This is a genomic window from Acinetobacter suaedae (genome assembly GCF_008630915.1).
Classification (GTDB): domain Bacteria; phylum Pseudomonadota; class Gammaproteobacteria; order Pseudomonadales; family Moraxellaceae; genus Acinetobacter; species Acinetobacter suaedae.
On sequence record NZ_CP043909.1, the window covers coordinates 107,734 to 130,512 of the forward strand.

Here is a 22,779-nt window from a genome sequence, read left to right on the forward strand (position 1 = left end):
TTAGTTCACTGCGTATTTTTTGTATGCAATGTTGTATACAAGATGGGATTTTTGTAGAACAATTCTTATAAAAACATATATAAAACAATATATTAAACTATTGGCATGAAAATTGAATAACTCCATTCAGTCAAAATCACAAGATCAAACTGTGGAGAACAAAGATGCAAAATAAAATGATGCCAATGTCTGTACTGATGGCTGCCATGATGGGGGTGGGGCTTGTGGGGTGTTCAAAGCCAGCTGAGAAAACAGAACAGAGCACAACCGAAGCAAAAGCTGCACCAGCGAGCGGTGAAACCATTAAGGTCGGAATTTTACATTCACTTTCAGGAACGATGGCGATTTCTGAGACCTCACTGAAAGACACCGCCTTGATGACCATTAATGAGATCAATGCCAACGGTGGGGTTTTAGGTAAAAAATTAGAGCCTGTGGTGGTAGATCCTGCATCAGACTGGCCGTTATTTGCTGAGCGTGCACGTCAGCTGATTACTCAAGATAAAGTTGCCGTGATTTTCGGGAGTTGGACATCAGTATCGCGGAAATCAGTTCTCCCTGTCGTTGAAGAATTAAATGGTTTAATGTTCTACCCAGTGCAGTATGAAGGTCAGGAACAATCTAAGAATATTTTCTATACTGGCGCAGCGCCAAACCAGCAAGCGATTCCTGCGGTTGAATATTTAATGAGTGATGAAGGGGGCAAGGCTGAACGTTTTGTCTTACTTGGCACAGACTATGTTTATCCACGAACCACCAATAAAATTTTACGTGCTTTCTTGAAGTCTAAAGGCATTGCCGATGCGGACATTATGGAAGAGTACACACCATTTGGTCATAGTAATTATCAGACTATCGTTGCCAATATTAAAAAGTTTTCTGCAGGTAAAAAAACCGCAGTGATTTCAACCATCAATGGCGATTCAAACGTACCATTTTATCGTGAACTGGGTAACCAAGGGATTAAAGCCGCTGATATTCCTGTCATGGCATTTTCAGTGGGTGAAGAAGAGCTACGTGGTATTGATGCCAAACCGTTGGTGGGGCATTTGGCAGCATGGAATTATTTCATGTCAGTCAAAAATCCAAAAAATACTGAGTTTGTCAATAAATTCAAGCAATTCGCAGTGGAATACAAACTTCCAAATGCCGATAAAGTTGTGACTAACGATCCGATGGAAGCAACCTATGTTGGGATCAATATGTGGAAGCAAGCGGTTGAAAAAGCGGGGACTACGGATGTCGATAAAGTCCGTGAAGCAATGGCTGGGCAGACCTTTGCAGCACCTTCGGGTTATACCTTAAAAATGGACGAAAGCAATCATCATTTACATAAACCTGTGATGATCGGGCAAATTCGTGCAGATGGGCAATTTGACGTGGTTTATAAAACACCAGAAACCATCAAGGCAGAGCCTTGGAGTCCTTATATTCCAAAATAAGTTTGTTCTACAACCTGCTATTTCGATGGCAGGTTTCTTCATTTTCTTTTTCGGTTCTTCGTAAAAATCTACGATGCATAAGGGCGAGTCGTATGGCAAAACATTATGTTTTAGCATTGCTCTGCGTGATGACACAGTTTTTTTGTAGTCTTGCATGGGCAGAGCAAGATCCTTTAGCAACCACGCCTTCTGTTGAAACTGCTGTGGTTACCCAAGATGCAATTCAAACCTTCGTTAAAGGTGATTTTGCAACACGTCGTGCCATGCTGAATCAGTGGCCAGCCAGTATTGAACAGCTAGACCAGCTTGTTGCGTATATTGACCAAAATGAGTTGTATACCGATCATGCAGGACAGACTTACATTTTACAAAATGATGAGGTCTTACTCAGTTATCCTGCCAAACAGGTATTGGAAGATTGGCCTGCCGATTTATCTCAAGTTACTTTGGTCAATACCTTACGCAAAGCGCTTAATTTCGGGCAAGCCAAAGTGAAACTCAATTCAGAAGATGCATCACAGCGTTTGGCAGCCGTTGATATTTTGGAAAACAACTTGGCTGAAATTGATGTCGCAATGGTCAAGCAACTCTATCTCAACGAGAGCAACAACAAAGTCAAAGCACGTTTAGCACAACTTAAAGCACGTTTAGAGTTTAATGATGCGGATGTATTTGGAAAAATTGCGGCGGTCAATGTTCTCGCTGAATCGAATCGTCCTGATGTATTGGCAATGATTGAGCAAACCTTAGAGCAGCCGATTGCCAACCAAGAATTACAAACGGCTTTGTTGGATGCCAAGAGTAAAATTAAAACCAGAATACAAGCCAGTGAATGGTCTGGACATGTGTTTTCAGGTTTAAGCACCGCCAGTATTTTATTGCTTGCAGCACTTGGTCTCGCTATTACCTACGGGTTGCTGGGTGTCATTAATATGGCACATGGCGAATTGATCATGATTGGTGCATATACCACTTACGTTGTACAAAGCTTTTTCAAAACCCATTTTGTTGGTTTAGTCGATTGGTATTTACTGGCTGCGATTCCTGCTGCATTCCTTGTGAGTGCGCTGATCGGCATGCTGATTGAACGTACGGTGATCCGTCCTTTATATGGTCGTCAACTTGAGACCTTATTGGCGACTTTTGGTGTCAGTCTGATTTTGATGCAATTGGTACGTATGGTTTTTGGTGCACAAAATGTCGAAGTTTCGAATGTGTCATGGCTCAGTGGTGGTATTGCACTTACGCCGAGTTTAATGTTGCCTTATAACCGCATTGCGATTATTGCATTCACCATTGCAGTTTTACTGTTGTTGGTGTTCTTACTCAATAAAACCCGTTTCGGATTATTCGTTCGTGCCGTCACACAAAACCGTCAGATGGCGCGTGCGGTGGGGATTCGTTCAGCGCGTATCGATATGATGGCTTTTGGTCTCGGTTCTGGTTTGGCTGGCTTAGCGGGTTGTGCGCTGGCACAAGTGGGAAATGTGGGACCTGATCTTGGACAGAACTATATTATCGATGCTTTCCTCGTGGTGGTCGTCGGTGGTGTGGGGCAAGTGTGGGGCGCAGTTTTGGCAGCACTTGGTTTAGGGATCAGTGGCACGGTGTTGGAAATCGGCATGGGTGCTGTATTGGCAAAAATTATTCTACTGGTACTTGTGATTTTGTTTATCCAAAAACGTCCACAAGGTTTGTTTGCCATCAAAGGCCGTTTTGTGGAGTAAGCCAATGAAAATGACAACAATGTTTTCAGATCAGCCATACAGTGCGGTTGCAATCGGTCTGTGTTTCGGGGTGTTGCTACTTTTACCATGGCTGCACCTGCTCCCTCCGGATTCAGCATTTTACTTATCCGCGTATTGGGTCACCTTGATTGGCAAAATTATGTGCCTTGCTTTAGTGGCATTGGCATTGGATTTGGTGTGGGGCTATGCCGGTATTTTGAGTTTAGGGCATGGTTTGTACTTTGCGCTGGGTGGTTATGCTTTTGGCATGTATCTGATGCGCCAATCCGCAGGCGATGGCTTACCTGATTTTATGCGGTTTCTCAGTTGGACTGAATTGCCGTGGTATTGGACAGGAACAGAACATATTCTCTGGGCAATGGCACTGGTGATTTTAGTCCCTGGAATTGTGGCCTTTATTTTTGGTTTCTTTGCATTTCGCTCGAAAATCAAAGGGGTGTATTTCTCGATTATCACGCAGGCAATGGTGTTTGCCGCAGCACTCTTGTTCTTCCGTAACGAAACAGGCTTTGGTGGAAACAATGGTTTCACAGGTTTTAAAACCTTATTGGGTTTTGATATTACCTCTGCACCGATGCGTGCCACCTTATGTTTTGTAACTGCTTTGGTATTGATGCTGTGCTTTATTGGATTACGTCAATTGATGAACCGTCCTTATGGTCGTGTACTTGGTGCAATCCGTGACAGTGAAAACCGTTTGCAATATTTAGGTTATCGCACGCTGTGGTACAAACTATCAGCATGGGTGCTTTCGGCTGTGATCGCAGGGATTGCAGGTGCGCTCTATGTACCGCAAGTTGGCATCATCAATCCGAGTGAAATGAATCCTGTCAACTCGATCGAAATGGCCGTGTGGGTTGCTGCGGGTGGGCGTGGTACCTTGATTGGCCCAATTTTAGGTGCAGGCCTGATCAATGCCGCTAAAACCTATTTCACGGTAGCTGCACCTGAAGCATGGCTGCTGATCTTGGGCGCATTATTTATTGTGGTGACTTTATTCCTTCCTAAAGGTGTCATTGGTTTGTTTGACCGCTTTAAAAAGGAGCGTAATTAAATGAGTGATTTACACAACAACTCAGCTCAACATGGTGGTCAACTGGGTGAGGGTTACGGACGCGCCAAAACACAAGGTGCAGATTTTAGTCATGGTATTGCCTTATATCTGGAAAAAGTCAGTGTTTGGTTTGATTCATTTCGTGCTTTAAATGATTTATCGCTGTATATCGCAGAGGGTGAGTTGCGTTGCATTATCGGGCCAAATGGTGCAGGTAAAACTACGTTGATGGATGTGATTACAGGCAAAACCCGTCCAACCACAGGCACAGCTTTTTTTGGGCAAAATTACGATCTTGCCAAAATGAGCACCGAGCAAATTGCTGAAGTGGGCATTGGACGGAAATTTCAAAAACCCACTGTCTTTGAAAATTTCACAGTGATGGAAAACTTATTGCTGGCTGCGCCACGAGATAAGCGAGTGAAAAAAAGCTTGTTTAGCCGACTTGATCCAGAAGCGCAGTTGGCACTAGATGAAAGTTTGGAGCAAATTCGTTTAAAGGAATTTGTACAAAAGCCCGCAGGGTTATTGTCCCATGGTCAGAAGCAATGGTTAGAAATCGGTATGTTATTGATGCAGCGACCGAAACTGATTTTATTGGATGAGCCTGTGGCGGGGATGACGGATGCAGAAACTGAACGAACAGCCGAACTATGTTTAGAACTTAAAAAGAATCACACCTTAGTTGTGGTTGAACATGATATGAGCTTTATTGACACCATCAGTGAGAAAGTTACGGTCTTAGCGCAAGGTGCAATCTTAGCAGAGGGCACATTGGTAGAGGTACAAGCCAATGAAGATGTGATTGAAAAATATTTAGGACGCTAGGAGACTGCCATGTTAGAAGTGAAACAAATTAATCAGTTTTATGGTGGCAGTCATATTCTGCGTGATGTGTCTTTATCTGCGCCTGTAGGGGAATGCAGTGTGGTTCTTGGGCGTAATGGCGTGGGTAAAACCACGTTATTAAAGTGTTTAATGGGGATTCTGCCGATTAAATCGGGACAAATTTTGTTAGATGGAAAAGATATTGCCAAGATGTCGCCTGAGCAACGAGTACGTGCGGGCTTGGCTTATGTGCCACAAGGACGAGATATATTTTCGACTTTGACCGTTGAAGAAAATATTTTAATCGGAATGGCGAAATTTTCAGGGGCTAAAACACGAAAAGTACCGAGTCACCTCTATGATATTTTTCCTATTTTAGATGAAATGAAACATCGCCGTGGTGGTGATTTGTCTGGTGGTCAACAGCAACAGCTTGCGATTGCTCGAGCATTGGCCTCAGAACCACGCGTATTGATTTTGGATGAGCCGACGGAAGGGATTCAGCCGTCGATTATTAAAGATATTGGTCGAGTGATTCGTAAATTGGCAGATCAAGGTGAAATGGCGATTGTGTTGGTTGAGCAGTTTTATGATTTTGCTGAAGAACTTGCTGATAATTATACCGTGATGGCACGTGGCCAGGTGATTGCACAAGGACAAGGTACGGATATGCCTGAAAAGGGGATTCGGGAGTTGGTTGCGATTTAATATTCTTCAATTAAGGATTCTTTATCTGTTTTTTTTTAAGTCTCTACCTTGGTGATATATCTTACTTTTGAAAGATCAAAAGTAACAAAAATCTTTTGTTCGACTGACAGTACATCCTTGTAACCGCAGTCGAACATGGCGACATCCATGTCGCCTGTCACGATAGTGAATGTTGGGTAATACAATTTAGAAAACTAAATGGTTGGTACTAGATTTATTTGCGTTCAACCTTATAGAACGTCCCACCTGCATAGACATTGTGTCCAAAGCCACAGGTTGAAGCACCATTATTTTGCTTCACCTCGATCTTGGGTCCATGCTGTGGGTCATTCAAAAATTGCAGTTTGATTTGACAGTCTTCGTAACGATAATTGGCCTGTTTTGCAGTAATTGGCATGCTGGTTTCAAATGAACCTAGGTTTGGACCATAAATAAGTCCACGCAGTCCAAAATAGTAACCTTCAAAATCAATAAGATATCGATTCTGTTGTTTTTTAACCGTAATGTAATCCCATTGCCCAAAACCATTGGCGCGGACATAGTTTCCTTGTAGATCAGTCGATAATTGGGGTTTGGGTAATTGTTTTAAGTTGTATTGACTGGTTTTAGAATCTTTATCTCGTAAAAACCAGACTCTTGCCCATTGCGGTTTACCCAATTTGGCATAACTGAGTCCCACATTATTATTGGCGATTTCAACATCTCGGTCAGTAATCTTGATCCCACTTTCTTCTGCATTCAGTTGGCAGAAGTGTGCCCATGCGGCTTGATTCTCAAATTGCTTTGCTGCCTTAACGTATTGTTTTTGGTCATAGAACTTCTTTCCTGCCTGCGCATAATTTTTGACTTTGGCACAGCCTTGTTGTAATTCTTGTTGATAAGATGATTCGGCAAAACTTGTGGTAACTGCAAATGCGCTACTTATCGCAATATATAGTGATATTTTTCTCATCTTATTTATCTTTATAGACTCGGATAATTGTCATTCTAACCAGCCAAATCACAGGACAGCAGTGCTGTATTGTTAAATTTTTATGGCGTATTTAATTGTAGTTGCATCAGGACTAAATCACGCCATTGTCCAAATTTTTGTCCGATCTGAGGCATATAGCCAGTTTGAATGAATCCAAGTTGCTCGTGGAGCACGATTGAACCCCGATTTTCACTATCTATGGCAGCCACCATCATATGCATATGCTGTTGAGTCGCAAGATGAATCAGTTGTTGCATCAAGGCTCTACCAAGCCCTTGGCGTGCATAACTTGGGTCAATAAACACTGAATGTTCAACGCTATGCCGATAACCACTAATCGAGCGAAATGCTGAATAATAGGCATATCCTGCGATACGATCTAGTTGTTGATCCTCAACTACAATCATCGGAAATTGCTGCTGTTGTAAATCTTGGAAGCGTTGCTGATAGTCTGTCAGGGAAACGGCTTGATCATTCCAGTTGGCTGTGCCCGTGAGGATCTCATGATTATAGATAGCTAAAATCTGCTCAAGGTCATGAATTGTTGCCAAGCGAATCTTGTAATACTTATTGAATATGTGAGGCATAAATTGAGTAGAAATAGGCATAGGTTATAGGTTGAATTAGGTGGAAGATGAATTCGAATCAGTGAATTGATTTTATTTCACATTGTGTTACTGCCGCATAGATTATGATGAGGCGGATTGTTTGTGTATAGGGAATCTCTTACTTTTGAAAGATCAAAAGTAACAAAAATCTTCTGTTGAGTTGACGGTACATCCTGATACCGCAACTCAACAAGGCGACATCCATGTCGCCTGTCACGGTAGTAAATGACATCTTAAATTTAAATAAATAGATTTGATTATTTTATTCTACATATCAAAAAAAACAGCAAGACTGAGCTTGCTGTTTTTAACGATTTGAACAATTTAGAAATGATATTTGATCAAAGCGCTAACGTTGTTTTCGTCGCTGCCTTTGATACCAAATTTATTGTTCCACACTGAATGCTCGACACCTAAATATAAGCGTGTTTCAGGCGAAATGTGTTTACCCACATTCCATTTGTACTGTGTAGTCCAGTTGAGTTCACTGGCGTGATCTTTTTCAGCTGTTGACCAGTCAAGGAAGCCATCGACTAAGAACTCTTCAGTTGAGAGTTTAAATGGCAATGCATAGACAAAAGTAAGCTGGTAGTCATCAGCTGTTTTCTCATTGTTTGCACGGTAGAAATTGATATTTGCATATTGGAAATATGGAATTTTAAGATCAAAGCCTACGCCATATAAGAAATTATCAAAATTACTGCCATCTGCGCTGTTTGATTCCCAAGTCGTTGAAATCAAAATATCGGTTACTGGACCGAAAGCTAATTTTTGACCAGAAATTTCACCTAGGCTGAAACGTGGTGAAAGCTCGAAATAAGTGCTTTTGTGGTCGTCACTACCACGCATACGATCCATAAAGAAAAATACATCGGCATATTTTACTTTTGCTGCGTATTCAACCGTTAAAGTTGTTTGCTTTTCATCAACAACTTCATAGTTTTCGCCGTATAAACCAGTGAGGCTAAAATCTTGCCAAATCGGTTTTGCTTGAGTAAAAGCTGCTGTAGATACCAATAAACATGTTGCCGCAAGTTGTTTCAATTGCATTTAAAAAATCCCCCCTGAAAGGCGTGTAAAGCATACAAGGAATCAAGCAAAAATAAAGCCAAATTTGACCAAATGCTCAAAAGAATTGTTGTGCTGAAAATCGAGGGGAATTGCATATCATTTAACTGTTTTTTGCTCAAGTTTTAATAAAAATGTCAAAAATCAGCTTGCATATTTTTCATTAAGGACGGATATTGGAATTATAGAAGATCTTCTTTCACACTGAAAAGCAACACATGTAAAGCAAGGAGACGACAAGCATTTACATAAACAAAATATACAACTGCGTTGAATGAATGCATGCTCAAAAGCGTGCTCAGTAAGATAATTTTGTAGAACCGTCTCACAGAAAAGAGAGGAAGATATTTATGAATATTGAAATCCGTACAGATAAAAACATTCAAGGTAGTGAACGTTTAATTAGTTATGTTCGTGAAGAGCTTACACAAGAATTCCAACGTTATAGCGAGCGTATTACACACTTTTCGGTTCATATTAGTGATGAAAATGGGGATAAAACGGGCGAACATGACAAACGTTGTATGATCGAAGCCCGTCCAGCAGGGATGAAGCCTGTTGCGGTAACACATAAAGCTGCAAATATTGATCATTCTATTCATGGTGCAATTGATAAATTAAAACGTAGTTTGGAACATCTCTATGAGAAAAAAGATCATCATCGAGGTGGTTTACCTGAGTTTGTTGATATAGATGATGAAGCTTCTTAGTAATAACTTAGAAAAAGCCCAAAAGTTGGGCTTTTTTTTTTGCCTGTATCAAATTTATACATGATTTTTAGGTCGTTTTATAAAAACCTGCCAGGATATTCGGCATAATAGAACCATTAAATATATTGTGAGAATTGGTCATGTTAAGCAATCAGCAGCAGGCCTTGGTGCAAGCCATACAACAACTTGATTTAGACCAAGTGCAATCTTTACTTGCTGAGGGACTCGACCCAAATTTTATCGATCCTGAACAAGGTCCGCCAGTTTCAGTGATATGTGATGGATTATTTACATGGTGGGAAACGATTTGTGAGGCATATGAAGCCAATCAACCACTGACTGAAACTGAAAAACAACAACAACTTCAAGTCTACTTAGATATTTTAGATGCGCTCATTCAAGCGAAAGCGAATTTACATCTTTGGGATGCGGAAGAGTTTTATGGTCCGCTTTGGGATGCCGCAAGTTCAGCATGTGCGCCAGTGGTGCAACGGTTATTAGATGAAAAGGTTGACCCAAATACCCGTGATGAAGAAGGTCTAACAATTTTATCCTCGATTAGCCAGCTTTTCTTTGACTGTGATTTTGATGAAATCGATTGGTCGCAAGCGTTGGCAGAGGAGCGAGCAACACTAGAATTGTTACGTGAACATGGTGCAAAAATGTCAAAAGAGCTAGCAACTTGAGTTTAGCCGATTGAATAAAAGGGGATAATGATGAAACAACGTCAAACATTAAGCTTGATCGCGCTATCAATGCTAGTAAGTTCAGCCTTTGCGAATGAATTTTCTTTTGATCGACCTGGCGCTGGCATGGGTACAGGCATTACACCAGTTGGTCAACTGGCTTGGGAGCAAGGCCTGCCAACCGCAAGTTATCAGCAACAAACAATTGATGGGGTAAAGGAAAAAACTTTAACCTTAAATGGCGATATGTTGTTACGTACAGGTTTGGCGAAAGGGTTAGAGCTTCAGTTGGGTTGGCAAGGTCCAGTATGGCAACAACACAAGCGTACCGGTGTAACTAAAGAAAACAATGGTTTAGGTGATGTCAGCATCGGTTTGAAAAAAGCGATTAATTTAAAAGATGACCGTCTGAGCATGGCATTGTTAGCTGAAGCGATTCTTGCGACAGGAAATGACGAATTTACTGCCCATGATGATATCTATAGCCTCACTTCGGCGGTGGCTTATGAGTTTAGTGACTTAATTGGTACCTCGATTACCATGCGTTACGAAGCGCAAAACAGCAATTGGGCTGTGACTGCCATTCCAACCATTGATTATAAAATTGCTGGGAAGCTGTCTGGATACTCAGAGTTTATTTATCGCAAAGCAGAGAGCCAAGACTATGAATATGGTTTGGGGACAGGTCTGGTCTATGCGGTAAACAATCGTATGCAGCTCGATGCCAGTGTGGGTGTCGATTTAGAAGGTAATGCACGAAGCTATAACGGCGGTTTAGGCATTTCCGTTTTATTTTAATCCATGTGACTTCTCAATCTCCCGTGAATCCCTGCATTTCTCATCGGGAGTATTGGGTTGATAAAAGAGAAATCTGAATGAAAATCTATGCTCAGGGTGGCTACAGTAGCGAACTGGTGCGTTACTTTCTTGGTAGTTTACTGTTGTTATGTGGGAGTTTTACCCACGCCCAAGAGAATCTTTCCGCTCAACTGTTAAATCCTGAGGATGCATTTGTATTTTCCGTAGAATCATCTCGTGCAGATCAAGCTCGATTACATTGGGAAATTCAACCAAATTATTATTTATATCAGCATAAGTTTGAGGTGAAGCAAGGCAATCAGCCTGTTGCTCTAAACTTACCTAAGGCGATGGCTCAATATGATGAAAATTATGGTCATAGCCAAGTGTACTATGATGAGCTTGCGATTGAGATTCCTACACAAGCATCTCAACACTATCAAGTCACATGGCAGGGATGTGCCAAAGATCGTATTTGTTATCCGCCGCAAACAATCGCATTTGATACGGATGCCAATGGTCTTGTAAATACACAAAACCTCAGTCCAAACGCACAAAAACGCTTTCTCGATGTCGCTCGCTCTGCCAATGCAATCAATACGCAACGCCCCGATCTGGCAGACATTTCTGATCAAGAGCAAGCATCTGCAATAAGTTCATCAAATGCGGCAGGACAAATGGCACAAGACCAAAAATGGTCGAGTCGTTTAGCACAGCATTCATTGTTATATAGCATTCTTTTATTTTTAGGCTTAGGTATTTTACTGGCCTTTACACCTTGCTCACTCCCCATGCTACCGATTTTGACGTCACTTATTGTGCGTGAAAATAAAGGGGTTAAAGCTTGGGCAATAGCACTGACTTTTGTGGTCAGTATGGCAATGATCTATGCTCTACTGGGGCTTATTGCTTCCGCTGCTGGGTTGAATTTCCAACGTTGGTTACAACAGCCTGCCACCTTGATTGCATTTAGTCTGTTATTTGTGGTGTTTGCTTTAAACCTGTTTGGTTTATTTGAATTGAAAATGCCACAGAAATGGGTGAATCGACTGGATCATCTGCAAGCCTCACAAAAAGGTGGGACGCTGGTTGGCGCGAGTGTCATGGGCATGATTTCGGCGTTATTGGTTGGCCCTTGTATGACAGCTCCTCTTGCCGGTGTGTTGCTATTTATTTCGCAAACACAGAACCAATGGCAAGGTGCATTATTGCTATTTACCTTGGGTTTTGGGATGGGGATTCCACTGTTATTGGCTACAGTTTTAGGTGCACGAGTATTGCCAAAAGCAGGGGAGTGGATGCATCAAATTAAGGTGATTTTTGCCTTTTTAATGTTGGCTTTGAGTCTTTATTTTATTCGTCCATTATTACCTGAGTTGGCATTACAAATTCTCAGTCTAATCCTTGGTTTAGCATTTATTATTTATGCCGCCTCTCGTTTGTTGGCACATAACAGTAAACTCAAATGGCTTTATATTGTCTTATTGATGATCACGACACCTTGGCTTGTATTCAATCAATATCAACATATTCAAAATTTAAATTCAGTTCAGGCAGACAAGCTGGCTCAATGGCATGTCGCCAAAACAGCGGATGAGTTTCAACATATTCTTGCCAATGCACCGAAAGATCGCGGGATTGTTATTGATGTATATGCTGATTGGTGTGTGGCATGTCAACCTATTGAACATCGTATTTTAAAAGATGCAGAAGTGCAGCAAGCTTTAGCGCCGTATTATTTAATTAAGCTAGATTTGAGTCAGTATGATGCTTCTCATCAAGCTTTGTTAAAGCAATGGGATATTTTAGGTCCACCCACTTATTTATTCTTAAACGCGCAACAACAAGAGCTCCGTTCATTACGTTTAACGGGTGCATTTAAAAAAACGGAGTTAGTCCAACAACTGGCTTTATTTGAGGGGAAATCATAACGATGTATACGCTCTTTATTGGTAATAAAAATTACTCAACATGGTCAATGCGCCCTTGGATTTTATTAAAACAAGCAGGCATTGATTTTCATGAGCATTTAATTCAATTTGATAGCTTTGAACCAGACAGCCAGTTTAAGACAGAAATCTTAAAGCTCAATCCAACAGGAAAAGTACCTACTCTAGTCGATGCAGATATTACGGTTTGGGATAGTTTAGCTATTTGTGAATATGTAGCTGAACAGCACCCTGAGAAAAAACTGTTGCCGCAAGATCAGAAATTACGTGCTAGAGCGCGTTGCATTAGCGCTGAAATGCATAGCAGTTTTCAAAACTTACGTAATCTTTGCCCGATGAATATTGAGGCTGATCTGACCCATATTGGTGAGCAATTGTGGGCTGAGCATGAGCAGTTGCGCGCTGAAGTTGCACGAATTGATCAGATCTGGTCAGAGCGTCCAAGTGAAGACAGCTTTTTATGTGGTGAGTTTAGTATCGCTGATGCATTTTATGCACCTGTAGTCATGCGCTTTGTGTGTTTCAAGCTCCCTGTCTCTGCATCAAGCCAAGCTTATATGCAAAAAATCTTGGCCTTGCCATCGGTTCGACAGTGGATTGTCGAGGCAAAACAAGAGCAAATGTTTGTTCCTTTTGATGAGCCGTACCGTCAAAATCGTGAAATGTATTTAAATAATTAGACAAAATTTCAACAAATTATTCTCCTACGTGATTTTTAGACACGTAATATTATGACTTGAAATAAAGTCATAATAGGAGAATGCACTCAGTGTTTTTACAAGCCTATAAAGAAATGTGGCGTGTTTCCAATAAATTTTATAAGAATGAGAGAAAACATTTAGTTTTACTTACAATTTTAGTGGTGTTTACAAGTTTAATTACTACGATTCTTCCTTATTTTATTAAACTTATTGTTGATAATACGCATAAAAATGAGAATATTAACTACATCTATATTTTAGTGATTTCGTATTGTTGTGCTTGGTTACTATCCCAGACAATCGATTGGATAAAAAATGCTTTAAGTGGTTTAATTGCTGCGAAACAAGAAACAACAGTATTGATTGCTAGCTTAGATAACTATCTTAAGCTCACAAAGACCAAACAAGATAAAATTGATGTTGGTATTTTTAATGCCGAGGCAGTGCGAGCAAGCAATGCCTTTTCAATGATAACCTTTGCATTTTTGCTGGTATTTTTACCAGTTATTTTACAATTGTTTTTTATTACATACATTCTGAGTATAAATATTAGTGTCTATTTTTCACTTGGTTTTATTTTTGCTTCATTTTTACTCTTTTTAATATCAGTATTAATAAACAAAAAAAGTAAAAGATATTATGAGCCTTTGTACTCTATAAAAAATATTCTTAATAGTAAATTTCTTGAAAAGATCAATAATGCTTACGAGATAAAAGTGAATGATGCTGCTAATTTTGAGGTAAGTAATTTCAAAAGAAATGTAAATACCTTTGTTGAGCAAAGCTTCAATAGTCATTTCAAGATTGCTTGCTTAATGATCTTTCAAATATCTTTTATCTTTTTATTTATGCTTGGATTTTTACTTGTATCTACTAAGTTATTTGCTATCGGAAAAATGACGACTGGTGATATGGTGATGATTAGTTCTTATATTATGATGCTCACCACACCATCACTTATGATTTCTCAACAAATCAACTTACTTGCTGGAAACACTGTAGCTTTAGAAAAATTCTATAGTTATTTTAATCTTGAAAAAGATCAGTTAAATAGTGAAAGCTATCATGATCAAGATTTGTTATTTTCATTCAAAAATGCAGGATTAGAAATAGCTGGAAAATTGAGCCCTGAAGTGAATTTAGATTTATATAAAAAAAAGATGTATGCAATTGTTGGTAAAACAGGGTCAGGTAAGTCAACTTTAATTAACTATATGTTAGGTGCTTACAAACTAAAGATTGGGAAACTTTTTTATAAAGATATTGAAATTACTAAAGAGTACTCTACTAAAATTTTTGATGAAGTTGCTTTTGTCGGACAGAATTACTCTATTTTTACAGGGTCATTACGAGAAAATTTAATTTATAATACTGAGTATAATTATAGCGATGATCAATTAATATATTTACTGAATGTTTTTGATCTTCAACATTTTTTATTAGATAAAAAGCTCACATTGGATGATGATATCAACGAATACTTGAAGGTTTTTTCAGGCGGTGAAAAGCAACGTTTAAATATATTACGTGCAGTTCTCAAAAAACCTAAGGTTTTAATTTTAGATGAGCCAACCTCAGCATTGGATTTGAGTACGAGTATTAAAGTCTTAAGCTATCTAAAGAACGAAATAGAGACCTTAATCGTGATTACGCACTCTCAGGAATGTGTTGATCTTGCTGATGAGATTATTAATGTTGAGCAGCTATTTAGATGTGAATCATCATAATCTTGATTGGCTTTTAGTGCTCCAGTTGTTGATAGGAGTAATCACATCGTTAAATCTCCAAAAATCTGAATATTATTTCGTCCTGAAGCTTTCACGGCATAAAGTGCTTGATCAGCCTGACTGACAACTAAGTGTGGTTCATTCGCATTGAGTGAGCTACTAATTCCAAAACTCGCACTGACAGAAAATTGTTGTTGATCCTCAGCAATAAAACACATGTCGGCAATCGCTAATCGACAGCGTTCAGCGACATTCTTGGCTTGGATTGCTGTGGTATTGGGTAATAATAAGATGAACTCCTCTCCACCAAAGCGACCAATCAGATCCTGGTCACGGACATTGTTAGAAAGGCACTTTGCCACATGCACCAAAACTTGATCACCCATGCTATGACCAAATTCATCATTAATATTTTTAAAATGATCTAGATCAAGTAGCACCACCGAATAAAATGAATTTGGCTGTTTATTTAGTTTCTCCAAATGGTTACTAATACTACGTCGATTCATGATATTAGTCAGAGGGTCGAGACGACTCAGTGCTTGAATCGCGGTTTCACGAGTACGCCATTGTGTAAGTAAGATTTCAAATAAGAATAAACAAGCGATTAAAATAGGTGAGAGGAAGAACAACATGCTTCCCACCCAAAAAGGGTGCATTTCCGCTTGATTCAGAATTTTTGGATTGAATAATGGAGCATACTGAAGTACATCATATGCGCTTAAAATATTGCAGAATAATAATGCAATTGTTGCAGGAATAAGCGCACAGTAAATCATTTTTCGATTAAACAAGACTAAACCGACAGCGACGACACTCACATAAGCCACCATCGTAGCAGGGCTGAAACTTCCGATTAAATAGCTAGTGTGGCACAGTAACACAGTAAAAAGTTGCACACTTAAAATAGGAATAACTTCCGATGCCCAAACACGATTTTTAAAAAGGTAACAGGGAACAATTAGACCTAAAAAAACAAAAAACATAATCAGATTGGTCCAAAGTTTAGACCAAACCAAAGGTAAATTGACCCATTGCCATGTCATGGGATTGAGTAATACCAAGACATCCCAAACGATTCCAAAAAGGGTCATAAATGCAGCAAGGATCAGCAATAGAATCGACTTCTTTAACATGTTCCAGTTGATCAGTGGTTCATGTTCCCAAAGCTGAGAGAAACTCCATTTCTCTCGATTCGCCGTCCTCTTAAAATGAATCTTCGTCATTGGCATGCATCCTTTTATGCAATGAGATTCCTAAGAAACTTTATAAAGATAAATTTGACATAAAAATGTTGATCAAATGCGTATAGAACTAACAATAGCATCTTTGGAATGAGAAGAAAGTCTGCTTCTTAGCTTTGATTGCAAATTACAACGAGGAAAATTCTTTGAAAAATAGACTATTATCTAAATAATCAATTAACTTAATTTTACGATGACAATAATAAATTAGGTATGACAATGGCCAGTGATAACTGACCATTTTTTTACATGAAATGAAAAAGACTCAGTCGCGATCAATCCGTTGTGCAAACGTTGCAATATCTGCCAATGCTTGTTTTGCTTCCGGAAACCAAGCGTTGAACATTTGAAAATTATGCCACATGCCCGTATAGAGTTTGAAAATCACTTTAACATCCGCTTGCTCTGCTTTTTCGCGGAAACGCTTGGAATCATCTAATAAAATCTCTTTAGATCCGACTTGAACCAATGTTGGAGGTAAGCCTGTTAAATCATCAAATAAAGGAGAGACACGAGGATCATCAGCTTGAATATCTGCGGTCAAATAATGATTAATTCCTGCTTGTAAGGCTTCTATCGACAGTAATGCATCGTGTTTTTGATTAAAGCGTAGCGACTCACTGGTGAGGGTTAAATCCAAATAAGGAGACATTAAAATCAAGCCACTTGGCATTAGCTCAGGTTGTTGTTTTAAACGTAAGCACAGTGCTAGTGCAAGATTCGCCCCACAAGAATCACCCGAAATAATAATGTCTTTGGGTTTAATCCCTTGGACGAGTAATGCTTGATAAACATCAAAAATCGCATCAATTGCTTCAGGAAACGGATGTTCCGGTGCTAAAGGATAATCAATATGGATGACTTGCATTTGTGTACTGTCAGCGATATCGGTCATCAATGCCCGATGTGTATTGAGACTGCCTAAGAAAAAAGCGCCACCATGGATATGGAAAATTAACTGAGTAGCGGTTGCTTTGGTCTTAATTTCTTCTCCACGTACACCCGCTAGGCGTAGGGGGCGAATGCGTGCATTTGGATTCTGGGGAAATAAACGACACAGTTGGTCTAATAGCGGGCGTAAAGCATTTGGGGCTAAATTGAATTGACTCGGTGTGCGAATGGTCGCCTTGAGTAGGGATTCAGTAAAATAATATTTCCAAACAGTACCAAATTTCATAATTTTTCCATATTGTTAGAGCAGTATACAACTAAGAGAGCATTTGATTGAAACCTGTTCAATGGCGATCTGTGAGGTGTTTCTCACCTATTCAGGTTGTACCTAATAGTCACAATCAAGAATTGCAATATTGATGGAAGTTTTCAATACTCTTAGTCTTAAAAGACCCATTAAGGATATTACAAAAATGAAGAAAATTGCTTTAGCACTAGGATTGTTTAGTTTGACAGCATTTGCCAATGCGGCAGATGCATTACACGGTAGCGTGTGGCAAACGATTGATGATGAAACCAAGCAACCAAAGGCGATCGTCAAGTTCACTGAACAAAAGGATGGTTCATTATCTGCATCGATTCAGAAATATTTAGTTCCTGGTCAGGAAAGTGTTTGTACAAAATGTGAAGGTCCATTTCATAACAAATCATTGAATGGTGTAACTATTGTACGCAACCTTAAAAATGTAGGTGGCGTGAATTATGATGGCGGTTCTATCGTTGATCCAAAAAATGGTAAGACCTATAAACTAAAAGCTGAACTTACTGATGGCGGTCAAAAGCTGAAATTACGTGGCTATATCGGCGTTGCAGCGCTTGGTCGTAATCAAACTTGGGTTCGTACGAACTAAATCCAAGCTCAGTTAAAAAAACCGAGTCTATAAGACTCGGTTTTTTTTATTCGATCAACTAGATAAGTTTTGATACGTTGTTTCATCAAAGCCAATGATAAAACCTTGAGGTGTCTGTAATACAGGGCGTTTAATCAAGCTTGGAGATGCGATCAATGTTGCAATTAGGTTTTGTTCGCTACTGCTTGCATGAGCTTGTTCTTCAGCACTTAATTTGCGCCATGTGGTACCTTTTTTATTGAGGACTTTATCTGCACCGATTTCTTTTAACCAAATTTCTAAAGTTTCGGCATCGATACCTTGTTTTTTATAATCATGAAACTGGTAATCAATTCCCTTCGCTTGTAGTGCATCAAACGCTTTTTTCATCGAATTACAATTTTTAATACCGTAAATTTTAAACATGTTCAAACCATCAAAAAAGTGAATCATCTCATCACAGCCTAACTGAAAATCGATGTGATTTGCCAGTTGAATTTTTTTATCAAGTTGATCGATATAAGGTATTAACAGCGAATGAAATGCGTAAATAGATTGGTCTATTGAGTTAAATGTAGGGGTGAAGGAACGTGAGTAAAATGAAATACCCAAAAAAGAGAAAACCCGCATTTAATCATCCTGATCATGCGGGTCTCATTTCAACGTCCAATGTCTCATCCTTGCAAATAAACTTAAACTAAGTTTATTTTTTCTTCCTACGGCGTCCTATCCCTTTGTGGTCATCCTGACCGCTTCCCTGTGCCGTGGTGCTATAATGCCGTCACAGGTACTAAATAAAAATACACAAAAAACGACATGATACGTAAGCTAAAGAAGCGGTCAAAGTGAACAAGTGTTCACTTATTCGTGTATTTTATAGTCGATAATCACAGGCGCATGGTCGCTAAACCATTGTTCTCTATAGACCCATGCATTTGCGGTACGTGCTTTCCAATCTGGAGAGCATGCATGGTAGTCGATACGCCAACCGACATTTTTTGCGCGTGCTTGACCACGATTTGACCACCATGAGTACAACTCTGCTTCAGGTCGAACTTCACGGAAGGTATCAACATAACCCAATTCATCATAAATATGATCCAGCCATGCACGTTCATGCGGTAACACGCCTGATGACTTCTGGTTGCCTGACCAGTTTTTAATATCAATACGCTTGTGTACGATATTGTAGTCACCACACACGATGATTGATTTATTCTCGTCACGCCATTGTTTTAGTATTTTTGCGTATTCTTCGAGAAATATATCTTTACGTGCTTGGGCTTCATCACCACTTGATCCTGAAGGTAAGTATAGAGAAGCAATATGAACAGGATGTGACAGCCCTAAATCAAATTCAGCGGTAATAAAACGACCTTGAGAGTCTGCCAGTTCAAAACCTAAACCATTGGTGACTGAAACAAATGGTAGACGGCTATAGATGGCTGTACCTGCATAACCAGCACGTTCAGCAGGGAATAGGTGTGTGTACCAACCTTCTGGTCTAAATTTATCAGTCCATTGTTCATGAGTGATACGGCTTTCTTGCATACAGACCACATCCGCATCGGACTGCTCTAACCATTCCAAGAGTCCTTTGGTTACGGATGCACGCAGTCCATTCACGTTAATTGAAACGACTCGAAGAATTTTTACATCACTTGGATAGCTATCCTTTGGTATCATACGTCTGTTTAACCTCAATTGAAGAATTTGGAGCACCTTATATGACAACGCCTGTGTCATTTCATCCGCAAGCTTTTATCGAACTCGCATTATCACGTGGTGTGCTTAAATTTGGTGAGTTTACCTTAAAATCAGGTCGTGTCAGTCCTTATTTCTTTAACGCAGGTTTGCTCAATGATGGTGAAGCACTCTCTCTTTTAGCACAAGGCTATGCGGATAAATTGGTACAGTGCGACAATGTTGAAGTGATTTTTGGTCCAGCGTACAAAGGTATTCCTTTTGTTGCAGCAACAGCAGTGGCATTGTCTCAAGTACATGGCAAGAGTGTACCTTGGGGCTTTAACCGTAAAGAAGCCAAAGATCATGGTGAAGGTGGTGTATTGGTTGGTGCATCGGTTGCTGGTCAAAAAGTTTGGATTATTGATGACGTGATCACTGCGGGGACTGCGATTCGTGAAGTTGTGAGCATCTTGAAAAATGCGGGTGCGACGATTGCAGGGGTATTAGTGGCGCTAGATCGTCAGGAACGTGGTCAAGGTGAGCTTTCTGCGATTCAGGAAGTGCAAAAAGAACTCGAAATCCCTGTGCATGCTTTAATCACAATGAAAGATTTGATGGATTATTTGGATGCAAAAGGTGAGAAAGAAGCTTTGGCAAATATGCAGACGTATCGTGAAAAATATGGCATCTAAGTTTTAGGTGTAAGAGAAAAGGAAGCGAAGGCTTCCTTTTTTGTTACTTGGTTTTGAACGGGAACAATATACTTATCCTATCTTATTTAAAGAGACTGTATTTTGTAGTTGAGCGCTATTTTCATGATGTTCAATTGCTAATTCTATTAAACGCGTAATGAGGTCAGAATAATTTAGCCCGCTCGCTTCCCATAGCTTTGGAAACATACTGATATTGGTAAAGCCTGGTAAAGTATTTATTTCATTAATAAAAACCTCCCCATCTTTTGTTAAAAAAACATCAACCCTTGCGAGCCCAGTGCATTCCAAAACCTCATAAGCTTTGATTGAAATATTTCTAATTTTTTGGCTGATTTCATCGGGTACATTTGCAGGTATCGTTACTGTTGCACCTTTATCATTAATATATTTTGTGTTGTAAGAATAGAAACTATCTTCAAGTTCAATTTCTCCACAAACACTTGCTGAAGGTTCATCGTTACCGATAACGGCGCACTCTATTTCCCTGCCATCAATTCCTTGTTCAATCAGTATTTTATTGTCGTAATTGAATGCCGTATCTATGGCCGTTTCAAACTCATCTTGAGAAGTTACTTTACTCACACCTACTGAAGATCCTTGATTAGCAGGTTTTACAAATAAGGGACAGCCAAGCTGAGAGCTTGCAATATCAAAATTTATTTTGTTTCTATCTTTTTTCGTTAATTTGATAAACGGTGTGATATTTAACCCCGCATCTCTTAAAAGCCTTTTTGTTATATCTTTATCCATACAAATGGCGGAACTGAGTACTTGAGAACCAACAAATGGTAGGTTCACCATTCTTAATAATCCTTGCAGAGAACCATCTTCGCCAAGTGTTCCGTGAACGATAGGAAAAATTACATCCAATTGTGATAGAGTTTTGTTTTGAAACTCAATAATCTGTTTTTCATTTTTACCGGGGATAAACGCAATATTTCGCCCTGATTGATGCAATGCAATTAGAGATGGGTTATCTGAATTTAATAAAAAATGAGTACTTTCATTGAGATGCCATATTCCATTTTTATCAATACCGATTAATGTCACATCATATTTTTCTGGATCTATAGCATCAACAATATTTCTTGCAGATTGAAGAGATACTTCATGCTCGGTAGATTTTCCTCCAAATATAATGCCAATATTTTTCTTTTGCATATCTATATTTCCTTGGGTATTTATATAGTTTCGATTTAAAACCAAACCCTAATTTACCTTTTAATGATGTAACATCATTATTAAAATTTGTACGCTTAGCTAAAGAGGAGAGTATTTACATCTAATTGTCGATGCAGATAATGACCCTGCATAGAACTCTACCGACAAATGGGTTTTGAATGTGTTGGCTCATCTTATGAGGGCCATTTAGTGTATTCATAAAAACTAAACATTCTTATCCAGCATCGCAGGCATCAAGATTTCTTTGACACAACTTGCCTTACTGGTTGAAATAATAAAGTGAATCGCCTGAATCACATCGGATAATGGAATAAGAGAGAATTTAGTTTCTTCTAAAACGTCTTGCGTTGGTTCATCAATCTCATATTCACTGGCAAGGTAGCCCAAGTTCAGTACACTGACCCCAATCAAGTGTTCACGTAAGATTTCTCGTAGTGATTGTGCAATGCCCCTTAATGCAAATTTAGTTGCGGAGAAAACAAGTTCTTTACCGTTATGATTATCAACACCCCACGTTGAACCGATCAGAATGATTTTGGCATTGTCAGAGCGCTTTAGATTTTCAAGTAATGATTGAATGGATTGGATACAGGTGATGATATTGGTATTAATAATTTGGTTGATTTCAGCGGCAGAAACGTCTGCAAAATTATAATTTTCGCTAAATGCCTGTTGTTCCCAAATGCCTACGTTGTAAATCAGCACATCAACTTTTTGCTGTCCAATTGCTGTTTTTACGTCACTTACAGCTTGTTCAGATTTGGATAGATCAGTACAGATCCAGTTTAAATTTGGAATTTTTTGCGGTTGAGTTCGGGATACGCCATAGATGGTATCTGTTGGTTTTGGTACAGCTTGAACGATCGCTTTTCCTAAACCTTTACTAACACCATATATGAGAAATGTTTTATTCGAATCGCTCATCACTCTTCCCAAGTATTTAGGATTAAAAGGCAACTATAAAAGCTCAACTTAGCTTGAGGTCAAGGACTAAATTTAGCTATTAGGCAAAATATGTGAGAGTTTCGTATTTAGTTTAACTAATCGATTATTGGAAATAATGATTGAAAACTAAGCGTGGAACGTGAAAAATCACAAAAAATCCGTTCAAGTGTGCTGAATCCTAGGGCGGATTGAGGTAAGGCATTGATGAGAAAAGGAAAAATTTAAGTA

The 22,779-nt window shown here is 39.3% G+C and carries 22 protein-coding genes and 1 pseudogene; 14 read left to right on the top strand and 9 right to left on the bottom strand.

Annotated features, from left to right (window positions below):
• Positions 1-164 precede the first annotated feature (164 nt).
• The 5 genes from urtA to urtE all read left to right on the top strand — a co-directional run bounded on the left by urtA (position 165) and on the right by urtE (position 5,780).
• On the top strand, positions 165-1,442 hold the full coding sequence (gene urtA / locus F2A31_RS00505) for an urea ABC transporter substrate-binding protein (RefSeq protein ID WP_150024704.1): 1,278 nt from the start codon (positions 165-167) through the stop codon (positions 1,440-1,442).
• Positions 1,443-1,534: 92 nt separating this feature from the next.
• On the top strand, positions 1,535-3,169 hold the full coding sequence (gene urtB / locus F2A31_RS00510) for an urea ABC transporter permease subunit UrtB (protein WP_150024705.1): 1,635 nt from the start codon (positions 1,535-1,537) through the stop codon (positions 3,167-3,169).
• A gap of 4 nt (positions 3,170-3,173) precedes the next feature.
• On the top strand, positions 3,174-4,244 hold the full coding sequence (gene urtC, locus F2A31_RS00515; RefSeq protein WP_008942125.1) for an urea ABC transporter permease subunit UrtC: 1,071 nt from the start codon (positions 3,174-3,176) through the stop codon (positions 4,242-4,244).
• Complete coding sequence (gene urtD / locus F2A31_RS00520) at positions 4,245-5,072, top strand: urea ABC transporter ATP-binding protein UrtD (protein ID WP_150024707.1); 828 nt, start codon at positions 4,245-4,247, stop codon at positions 5,070-5,072.
• 9 nt (positions 5,073-5,081) lie between these two features.
• Positions 5,082-5,780, top strand: coding sequence for an urea ABC transporter ATP-binding subunit UrtE (gene urtE, locus F2A31_RS00525; protein WP_150024709.1), 699 nt, complete (start codon positions 5,082-5,084; stop codon positions 5,778-5,780).
• 214 nt (positions 5,781-5,994) lie between these two features.
• On the opposite strand, the gene F2A31_RS00530 is transcribed toward urtE, so the two are convergent.
• From F2A31_RS00530 to F2A31_RS00540, 3 genes are all read right to left on the bottom strand, one after another.
• Positions 5,995-6,732: a hypothetical protein gene (locus F2A31_RS00530; RefSeq protein WP_150024711.1), complete on the bottom strand. Its 738-nt coding sequence runs from the start codon at positions 6,730-6,732 to the stop codon at positions 5,995-5,997.
• Positions 6,733-6,812: 80 nt separating this feature from the next.
• On the bottom strand, positions 6,813-7,361 hold the full coding sequence (locus tag F2A31_RS00535) for a GNAT family N-acetyltransferase (RefSeq protein ID WP_005087228.1): 549 nt from the start codon (positions 7,359-7,361) through the stop codon (positions 6,813-6,815).
• A gap of 324 nt (positions 7,362-7,685) precedes the next feature.
• Entirely contained in the window at positions 7,686-8,411 is a 726-nt protein-coding gene (locus tag F2A31_RS00540; RefSeq protein ID WP_017396331.1) for an outer membrane protein OmpK, read from the bottom strand.
• Between the two features lie 368 nt (positions 8,412-8,779).
• Between F2A31_RS00540 and F2A31_RS00545 the strand changes: the two genes are divergently transcribed.
• The 6 genes from F2A31_RS00545 (at position 8,780) to F2A31_RS00570 (ending at position 15,000) form a co-directional block, all read left to right on the top strand.
• A complete protein-coding gene (locus F2A31_RS00545; protein WP_150024713.1) occupies positions 8,780-9,139 on the top strand; it encodes an HPF/RaiA family ribosome-associated protein in 360 nt (119 codons plus the stop codon).
• Positions 9,140-9,279: 140 nt separating this feature from the next.
• Complete coding sequence (locus F2A31_RS00550) at positions 9,280-9,825, top strand: ankyrin repeat domain-containing protein (protein WP_150024715.1); 546 nt, start codon at positions 9,280-9,282, stop codon at positions 9,823-9,825.
• A gap of 30 nt (positions 9,826-9,855) precedes the next feature.
• On the top strand, positions 9,856-10,623 hold the full coding sequence (locus tag F2A31_RS00555) for a transporter (protein ID WP_171490613.1): 768 nt from the start codon (positions 9,856-9,858) through the stop codon (positions 10,621-10,623).
• Positions 10,624-10,700: 77 nt separating this feature from the next.
• Positions 10,701-12,554 carry a protein-disulfide reductase DsbD gene (gene dsbD, locus F2A31_RS00560; protein ID WP_150024719.1) on the top strand — a complete coding sequence of 618 codons (1,854 nt, stop codon included), beginning with the start codon at positions 10,701-10,703 and terminating at the stop codon, positions 12,552-12,554.
• A 2-nt stretch (positions 12,555-12,556) separates the two neighbouring features.
• Positions 12,557-13,252: a glutathione S-transferase family protein gene (locus tag F2A31_RS00565; RefSeq protein ID WP_150024720.1), complete on the top strand. Its 696-nt coding sequence runs from the start codon at positions 12,557-12,559 to the stop codon at positions 13,250-13,252.
• An 89-nt stretch (positions 13,253-13,341) separates the two neighbouring features.
• A complete protein-coding gene (locus F2A31_RS00570; protein WP_150024722.1) occupies positions 13,342-15,000 on the top strand; it encodes an ATP-binding cassette domain-containing protein in 1,659 nt (552 codons plus the stop codon).
• A 41-nt stretch (positions 15,001-15,041) separates the two neighbouring features.
• On the opposite strand, the gene F2A31_RS00575 is transcribed toward F2A31_RS00570, so the two are convergent.
• Both F2A31_RS00575 and F2A31_RS00580 read right to left on the bottom strand, forming a co-directional pair.
• The gene (locus F2A31_RS00575; RefSeq protein WP_150024724.1) at positions 15,042-16,226 is read right to left on the bottom strand and encodes a GGDEF domain-containing protein; all 1,185 of its coding nucleotides are present in this window, start codon (positions 16,224-16,226) and stop codon (positions 15,042-15,044) included.
• Positions 16,227-16,509: 283 nt separating this feature from the next.
• A complete protein-coding gene (locus tag F2A31_RS00580) occupies positions 16,510-17,421 on the bottom strand; it encodes an alpha/beta hydrolase (protein WP_005087216.1) in 912 nt (303 codons plus the stop codon).
• Positions 17,422-17,608: 187 nt separating this feature from the next.
• Between F2A31_RS00580 and F2A31_RS00585 the strand changes: the two genes are divergently transcribed.
• A complete protein-coding gene (locus tag F2A31_RS00585) occupies positions 17,609-18,046 on the top strand; it encodes a DUF2147 domain-containing protein (RefSeq protein ID WP_150024726.1) in 438 nt (145 codons plus the stop codon).
• Between the two features lie 54 nt (positions 18,047-18,100).
• Here the strand turns inward: F2A31_RS00585 and F2A31_RS00590 are convergent, their stop codons facing one another.
• Both F2A31_RS00590 and F2A31_RS00595 read right to left on the bottom strand, forming a co-directional pair.
• On the bottom strand, positions 18,101-18,451 hold the full coding sequence (locus F2A31_RS00590; protein WP_150024728.1) for an arsenate reductase: 351 nt from the start codon (positions 18,449-18,451) through the stop codon (positions 18,101-18,103).
• Between the two features lie 435 nt (positions 18,452-18,886).
• Complete coding sequence (locus tag F2A31_RS00595; protein ID WP_150024730.1) at positions 18,887-19,711, bottom strand: exodeoxyribonuclease III; 825 nt, start codon at positions 19,709-19,711, stop codon at positions 18,887-18,889.
• A 41-nt stretch (positions 19,712-19,752) separates the two neighbouring features.
• Between F2A31_RS00595 and pyrE the strand changes: the two genes are divergently transcribed.
• The gene (gene pyrE, locus F2A31_RS00600; RefSeq protein WP_150024732.1) at positions 19,753-20,403 is read left to right on the top strand and encodes an orotate phosphoribosyltransferase; all 651 of its coding nucleotides are present in this window, start codon (positions 19,753-19,755) and stop codon (positions 20,401-20,403) included.
• A 72-nt stretch (positions 20,404-20,475) separates the two neighbouring features.
• On the opposite strand, the gene ddlA is transcribed toward pyrE, so the two are convergent.
• Positions 20,476-21,585 carry a D-alanine--D-alanine ligase gene (ddlA, locus tag F2A31_RS00605; RefSeq protein WP_150024734.1) on the bottom strand — a complete coding sequence of 370 codons (1,110 nt, stop codon included), beginning with the start codon at positions 21,583-21,585 and terminating at the stop codon, positions 20,476-20,478.
• 106 nt (positions 21,586-21,691) lie between these two features.
• Between ddlA and F2A31_RS15955 the strand changes: the two are divergent.
• Positions 21,692-21,807: pseudogene (locus F2A31_RS15955) on the top strand (GNAT family N-acetyltransferase); the annotation flags it as partial.
• A 3-nt stretch (positions 21,808-21,810) separates the two neighbouring features.
• Here F2A31_RS15955 and F2A31_RS00615 read toward each other — a convergent pair.
• Positions 21,811-22,530, bottom strand: coding sequence for an SDR family oxidoreductase (locus F2A31_RS00615; protein WP_150024736.1), 720 nt, complete (start codon positions 22,528-22,530; stop codon positions 21,811-21,813).
• Between the last annotated feature and the right edge of the window lie 249 nt (positions 22,531-22,779).

Coding starts and splice junctions, on each gene's coding strand:
- urtA (WP_150024704.1), top strand. CDS start 165: ATGCAAAATAAAATGATGCCAATGTCTGTACTGATGGCTGCCATGATG.
- urtB (WP_150024705.1), top strand. CDS start 1,535: ATGGCAAAACATTATGTTTTAGCATTGCTCTGCGTGATGACACAGTTT.
- urtC (WP_008942125.1), top strand. CDS start 3,174: ATGAAAATGACAACAATGTTTTCAGATCAGCCATACAGTGCGGTTGCA.
- urtD (WP_150024707.1), top strand. CDS start 4,245: ATGAGTGATTTACACAACAACTCAGCTCAACATGGTGGTCAACTGGGT.
- urtE (WP_150024709.1), top strand. CDS start 5,082: ATGTTAGAAGTGAAACAAATTAATCAGTTTTATGGTGGCAGTCATATT.
- F2A31_RS00530 (WP_150024711.1), bottom strand. CDS start 6,732: ATGAGAAAAATATCACTATATATTGCGATAAGTAGCGCATTTGCAGTT.
- F2A31_RS00535 (WP_005087228.1), bottom strand. CDS start 7,361: ATGCCTATTTCTACTCAATTTATGCCTCACATATTCAATAAGTATTAC.
- F2A31_RS00540 (WP_017396331.1), bottom strand. CDS start 8,411: ATGCAATTGAAACAACTTGCGGCAACATGTTTATTGGTATCTACAGCA.
- F2A31_RS00545 (WP_150024713.1), top strand. CDS start 8,780: ATGAATATTGAAATCCGTACAGATAAAAACATTCAAGGTAGTGAACGT.
- F2A31_RS00550 (WP_150024715.1), top strand. CDS start 9,280: ATGTTAAGCAATCAGCAGCAGGCCTTGGTGCAAGCCATACAACAACTT.
- F2A31_RS00555 (WP_171490613.1), top strand. CDS start 9,856: ATGAAACAACGTCAAACATTAAGCTTGATCGCGCTATCAATGCTAGTA.
- dsbD (WP_150024719.1), top strand. CDS start 10,701: ATGAAAATCTATGCTCAGGGTGGCTACAGTAGCGAACTGGTGCGTTAC.
- F2A31_RS00565 (WP_150024720.1), top strand. CDS start 12,557: ATGTATACGCTCTTTATTGGTAATAAAAATTACTCAACATGGTCAATG.
- F2A31_RS00575 (WP_150024724.1), bottom strand. CDS start 16,226: ATGACGAAGATTCATTTTAAGAGGACGGCGAATCGAGAGAAATGGAGT.
- F2A31_RS00580 (WP_005087216.1), bottom strand. CDS start 17,421: ATGAAATTTGGTACTGTTTGGAAATATTATTTTACTGAATCCCTACTC.
- F2A31_RS00585 (WP_150024726.1), top strand. CDS start 17,609: ATGAAGAAAATTGCTTTAGCACTAGGATTGTTTAGTTTGACAGCATTT.
- F2A31_RS00590 (WP_150024728.1), bottom strand. CDS start 18,451: ATGTTTAAAATTTACGGTATTAAAAATTGTAATTCGATGAAAAAAGCG.
- F2A31_RS00595 (WP_150024730.1), bottom strand. CDS start 19,711: ATGATACCAAAGGATAGCTATCCAAGTGATGTAAAAATTCTTCGAGTC.
- pyrE (WP_150024732.1), top strand. CDS start 19,753: ATGACAACGCCTGTGTCATTTCATCCGCAAGCTTTTATCGAACTCGCA.
- ddlA (WP_150024734.1), bottom strand. CDS start 21,585: ATGCAAAAGAAAAATATTGGCATTATATTTGGAGGAAAATCTACCGAG.
- F2A31_RS00615 (WP_150024736.1), bottom strand. CDS start 22,530: ATGAGCGATTCGAATAAAACATTTCTCATATATGGTGTTAGTAAAGGT.